The sequence below is a fragment of the Methylobacterium oxalidis genome (genome assembly GCF_007992195.1).
GTDB lineage: Bacteria > Pseudomonadota > Alphaproteobacteria > Rhizobiales > Beijerinckiaceae > Methylobacterium > Methylobacterium oxalidis.
Window position 1 is genome coordinate 1 of the sequence record NZ_BJZU01000204.1, and the last position, 5,376, is coordinate 5,376.

The 5,376-nt window shown below is 60.5% G+C and carries 3 protein-coding genes; all 3 read right to left on the reverse strand.

The genetic code is table 11. The features are described from left to right. Positions 1-35: 35 nt before the first annotated feature. Entirely contained in the window at positions 36-752 is a 717-nt protein-coding gene (locus tag MOX02_RS29235; RefSeq protein ID WP_147029289.1) for a sigma-70 family RNA polymerase sigma factor, read from the reverse strand. A gap of 372 nt (positions 753-1,124) precedes the next feature. Further along, positions 1,125-3,410, reverse strand: a complete 2,286-nt coding sequence (locus tag MOX02_RS29240) for an FdhF/YdeP family oxidoreductase (protein ID WP_238179849.1) — start codon at positions 3,408-3,410, stop codon at positions 1,125-1,127. A 1,359-nt stretch (positions 3,411-4,769) separates the two neighbouring features. Next, positions 4,770-5,376 (reverse strand): transglutaminase-like domain-containing protein (locus tag MOX02_RS29250; protein ID WP_147029292.1); only part of this gene is annotated, 607 nt, incomplete at its 5' end.

Genomic DNA, 5,376 nt, shown 5'->3' on the forward strand with positions numbered 1-5,376 from the left:
CCGGCAATGGGCCCTCACGATTGAGCCCAGCGCATTCAGGTCCACTCGGGCCGCCTGCCAGCCTCCAAGGCAGCAAGCGTGATGCGATCGACGCCAGCCTCGTGCAGATCATACCCCAGATGCGCGGCGAGTTGCTCGCGGCCCCGAAACACGCGGCTCTTCACGGTGCCAACCGCACAGTCCATGATCTGCGCCGCTTCCTCATAGCTCAGTTCGTTGATCGCCACGAGGATTAGGGTTTCACGCATTGCACTTGGCAGCTTGGCAAGTGCGACTTGCACGTCCTGAACATCGAGGTGCGCTTCCTGGCCAGGAATGCAGGCAAGGCTCTCTGCATAGCCTCCATCGTCGTCTTCTACCTCTCGAACGCTCCTGCGCCGATCAGTGTAGAAGGTGTTGCGCATGATCGTGAAAAGCCACGCTTCCTGATTGGTGCCAGCCTGAAACCGGTCGCGTGCTCGCCAAGCTTTCAGCAAAGTCTCCTGTACGAGATCTTCTGCCTGGGTTGCGTTGCGCGTGAGTGACAGCGCGAAGTTGAGCAGGCTCGCCGTCATCTTTAGGAGGGTGTCGCGGAACAACTGCTCATCGCGACCAGCCTGAGCGACGAGGACATTCTCAAGCTTGGCCAGCAGTTCCTTGAAGCGGTCTGATTGCTCAATGTTTGGCAGCGCAGCGTATGCCTGAGCAAGCGCCTGCCCCAGATGGTTCCGGATGCCCTTCGCCAGGGTCGGGTGAGAGGCAGGCAGCGCCATCGTTGGTCGGGCTCACGATCGGAAAGCCTTCAACTAGGGCGCAGCTTGCATACTTGACATGGCTCGTGGCCGAGCATCAGCGCAAGCAGCCCGAAGCCCGACAGCCGAACCCTTGAAAGGCTCATCGATCCTGGCTCAGTGGCCCGGCTCCCCGCGATACTTGGCTGCCTCCGCTTCCCACTGCTCAACCGTCAGTTCCCGAACCGGGATGACCAGCGCGCCCCATTGTAGCTTCGCGCGGCCGTCCGCGACCCACTCTCGCCAGTCCCGAAGGGCCTCTGTCGCCTCGCCCGGTTGCAGGGGCCGGAAGCTGAGGACCTTGGTTACCTGCTCGATGTGGCGCCTCGCCCCGCTGCGATCAAGCCGATCACGTCATGGCTTCTGAATGCGAACCGGAACTGACTTCGCTGCCGGTACCTTGCTGCGCTCAGCATGATGCCAGAGCGGGATCAGCGGGTTGCATTCCGGATAGTAGCCGCCGACACAACCGGCAGGGATGTTGTAGGCGAGTACCCGGAAGCCATCGACGCGGCGTTTCACACCGTCGCTTGCAGCACCAACTAAGTTGACGGTCTGCCCATCACGGAAGCCGAGGCGAGCAATGTCGGCTTTGTTCATGAAGAGCACCATGCGGGTGCCCTTTACACCCCGAAAGCGATCATCATAGCCGTAAATCGTGGTGTTGAACTGATCGTTCGAACGCATGGTGATCAGGCGTAGCACGTCGGGATCAACCTGCTCCGTATCAGGATCAGCCGACATGCCACCCGGTGTTATGAAGTTCGCCTTGCCAGTCTCGGTCTTCCAAACCCGCTGAGCAGCTGGGATCGGGCGCCGAAAGCCGCCCGGCTTCCAAAGCCGGGCGTTGAAATCCTTGAACTCACTTGGGTAGGTCGCCTCGATGGCGTCACGAATGCTCGCATAGTCGCGGCTCCAGCGATCCCAGTCGATGTGCAGGTTGGGTGCGAGAGTCGCCTGGGCGATGCCGGCCACGATCCTGGGCTCGGAGAGAAGGTGCGGGCTCGCAGGCTCAGCGTAGCCTTTGGAGCCATGGATGCAGGCGGTCGAGTCCTCCATCGCCACCGCTTGCCGCCCACCCGGTTGCGCGTCGATCTCAATCCGGCCGAGACAGGGCAAGATGTAGGCGATCTCGCCGTGGATGAGGTGGTTGCGGTTGAGCTTCGTTGAAATCTGCACCGTCAGGCGCAGCTTGCGCCACGCCATCTCCATCAGCCTAGTCTCAGGCACAGCACGGATGAAGTTGCCGCCGAGGGCCACGAAGGCACGGACCGAACCATCCAGGATACCTTCACAGGTCTCGACCGTGTTCAGACCCTTCTCCTGCGGCGGCTTAAACCCATAGAGAGCATTGAGTTTGTCACTCGGCACTAACTCGGGTTTCTCGGTGATGCCGACGGTACGCTGGCCTTGTACGTTGGAATGGCCCCGTACGGGGCAGATGCCGGCGCCAGGACGTCCGATGTTGCCGCGCAGGAGCAGCAGGTTGACGAGCATCTGCACAGTCTCAACACCCTTGCGATGTTGAGTCAGGCCCATGCCATAGATGCCCATTGCCGCCTTGGCGTGAGCGTAGGTACGGGCGGCCTGCTCCAAGTCTGCGCGAAAGAGGCCGGAATGCTGCTCGATTTCCTCCCAGGTCTTGTTGCGGACTGAGGCCACAAAGGCCTCGAAGCCATGTGTGTGCTCGGCGATGAAGGCGGTGTCTATCAAGCGTGGGATGCCATGCACCTGCGCCGCATCGTCGGCCTCGATCAAGGCCTTGCAGAGCCCGTAGATCGCTGCGAGGTCACCACCTGCCTTGACCTGAAGATACTGCGACGAAATCCGCGTCTCGGAGCGCGTCAGCATCTCGATAGGTGACTGAGGGTTCGTGAAGCGTTCGAGGCCGCGTTCCCTCAACGGATTAAAGGTAATGATCGGCACGCCTCGCTTACTAGCATCCTGAAGCGGGTGCAGCATCCGAGGCGCATTCGAGCCTGGGTTTTGACCGAAGAAGAAGATGCAGTCGGTGTGCTCGAAATCCTCAAGGAGAACAGTGCCCACTGGCGAGCCAATGCTCTCGGGCAGCGCCACCGAGGTCGATTCATGGCACATGTTGGAACTGTCGGGCAGGTTGTTGTTGCCATAGAGCCGCGCCAGTAGCCCGTACATGTAGGAGGCTTCGAGCGAAGCGCGTCCTGAGGCGTAGAACACCGCGGAATTCGGTTCGAGCGCCTTCAACTCAGCGCCGATCTCACGGAAGGCCTCTGGCCAGGAAACGGGTTGGTACTTGTCAGTTGCGGCGTCCCAGCGCATCGGCTCGGTCAAACGGCCGAGTTCTTCCAGGTCGTAGTCACGCCAGGTCTCCAGTTCAGTGACGGTGTGTTTGGCAAAGAAATCGGCCGTAATGTGCCGGCGGGTTACCTCCCAGGCTGTGGCCTTAGCACCATTCTCGCAGTACTCGAACACCGAGGGCTTGCCGGGCTTGGCCCAAGCACAGCTCACGCACATGAATCCATCCGGTTTGTTCTGGTGCATCAGCAGTGTTCCGCCGCTGAGGGGAACCTGCTCACGCAGCAGGATCTCGGTCAGCGACTTGGCCGACCCCCAACCACCAGAGGGGCCGTTGTAGGGCTTGATCGTGACGGGATCGGCCATGCCATTCTCCATTGAGGTACTTTGCGAGCCGAGAGCGAGGCCCTTTCAAAACTTTGGGCGCGGAGATCGCTGGCAGCTTGCCTCGCGGCTCCTTGAGGCTCACGGATTGATGCTGCGCTTGGCCGGTTGTGGACGGGCTGAGGTGCTGGCTCGGACGTTGGTGAGGCTCGAGGACGCCAGCGCGATCGAGACATCGTTTGTCGAGCCAAAGCTTCCTTGGGTAAGGCCTCCGGGCCTTGTGCTGCGACCGCAACGTGCTGATCGTGTTGAAAAACTCCGAGGCGCAGTCTAAGACCTCTATAGCTAGTGTTTGCCGTCCGCCGCCGCCCCAGTTGTTGTATGTCGATGCCCTCAAGAGAGGGTTCAAACGGTGTTTTTCAACACAATCTTCTCACAACCGCTTACGCGCCGATCATCTCCTCCTGCACCCCATTGAGATAGCCGGTGAGCCGGAGGGCTATCGCGAGGTCCGCGCATTGAATCCAGATTGCGGTCGGCAGAGCGACGCGTTCGAGGTTGCGCAAAATGGATTCCCCGGAGAGCGCAGCTTCCCTCTCCTGCGAGTGGGCCAAGACGCGTGGCCCACCTGGAGTGGCGATCATGACAGAAATTGTGACCATAGAGAGCTAACAGCGTCTAGGAGGCATCGTTGCTGGAGCAAGCCTGCGGCATTCTCGACCTCGGCAACTCAGACGCGCGTGAAGGCTGTGACGTGATTCCGCGCCGATCAATCGTTCTCATTTTCGGATGATCGAACGTAGTGGATATAGATCGCCTTTCGAAAGGCAGCACGGTCTTCCGGCATTCGGGAGGCTAGGGCAGCTTGGAGACCGGCGAGCCCAGCCCGCGCGGTCTAATCGCGCTGGTCAGCGTCCAGTAGGTCGAAAACTTCACACACCGCGTTCTCCCGGACGGCACTGCCTATGGTTTGAAGCTCCCCCGGCTCCTAGCGCCCATGAAAAAGCTTGACGCAGCGAACGGGATCTACCGGGCGGGCCAGCGACAGCAAGGCCATAGGTTTCTATCGAGAGAAGAACCGTTCCAGGACCCGCCTCGTTGCTGGTGACCTCGCGCCTGTGACTATAGGACCAGCAGAGTCGCGAGATTCTCAAAGAAATGACTACCTCGATCGACTGAGGCTGCGTTAAAGTGCTATCCTGGGCGAGGCTGCAGAATAATCTACTGCTCCGCTCACATATTAACGCTGCAGACATTAGTCTAAATATTTTATCTCCCGTCTCTGCATCGCATATCGCTAAATGAAAAATTCATCTACCGGCGCCAGCAATCCCAGCGTTTTCGAATAGTCGCAGCCGAAGTTTGAAGTTCCTAACCGCCTGGAGTGGCTGTAGCGGTACGTCAGCCGGAAACCTGGACAGCGACGGCCATGCCCAGGAAGGCATCGGCGGCCCCGATGAAGCTGCCTACCACCGGCATGGCTTGGCGGATGTCGCGTGCCACTGCGACGGGGATCAGGTTCGCACCGCCCACGCTGCCGTTGGTCGGATCGAAGGTGATCCAGCCTGCGCCGGGCAGGTAGACCTCGCACCAGGCATGCGTAGACCCGGCATCGGCCGAGCCGAGCAGGGCGCGCGTGGGGTCATGGAGATAGCCCGAGACGACCCGTGCACCAAAGCCGAGACTACGGACCGCCTCAACGAGGAGCGTAGCGAGATCCCGGCAGGAGCCCAGACCCGACGATAAGGTTTGGTCCGGCGACTGTGTGCCCTCGTCTTCCCGGGCTTGGTAGGTGATGCCGCCGCCCACACCGGCATTGATATCCTTGAGGAGCGAGAGGGTGTCGGTCGGGTAGCCAGCCACGAAGCCCTGGGCCCAGTTCTGCAGGCGCCCACCATCAGGGTACTGCCGTACGGTGAGTGCTCCGAGGTCCGTCCACTCGTCGTCAGAGTACCGGAAGGGAAACGAGATGGCTGAGGCGGTAATGTCGAAGACGGGGAGGAGGATA

Excerpts from the sequence above, each read along its gene's own strand:
- MOX02_RS29235 (WP_147029289.1), bottom strand. The coding sequence starts at position 752 with ATGGCGCTGCCTGCCTCTCACCCGACCCTGGCGAAGGGCATCCGGAAC.
- MOX02_RS29240 (WP_238179849.1), bottom strand. The coding sequence starts at position 3,410 with ATGGCCGATCCCGTCACGATCAAGCCCTACAACGGCCCCTCTGGTGGT.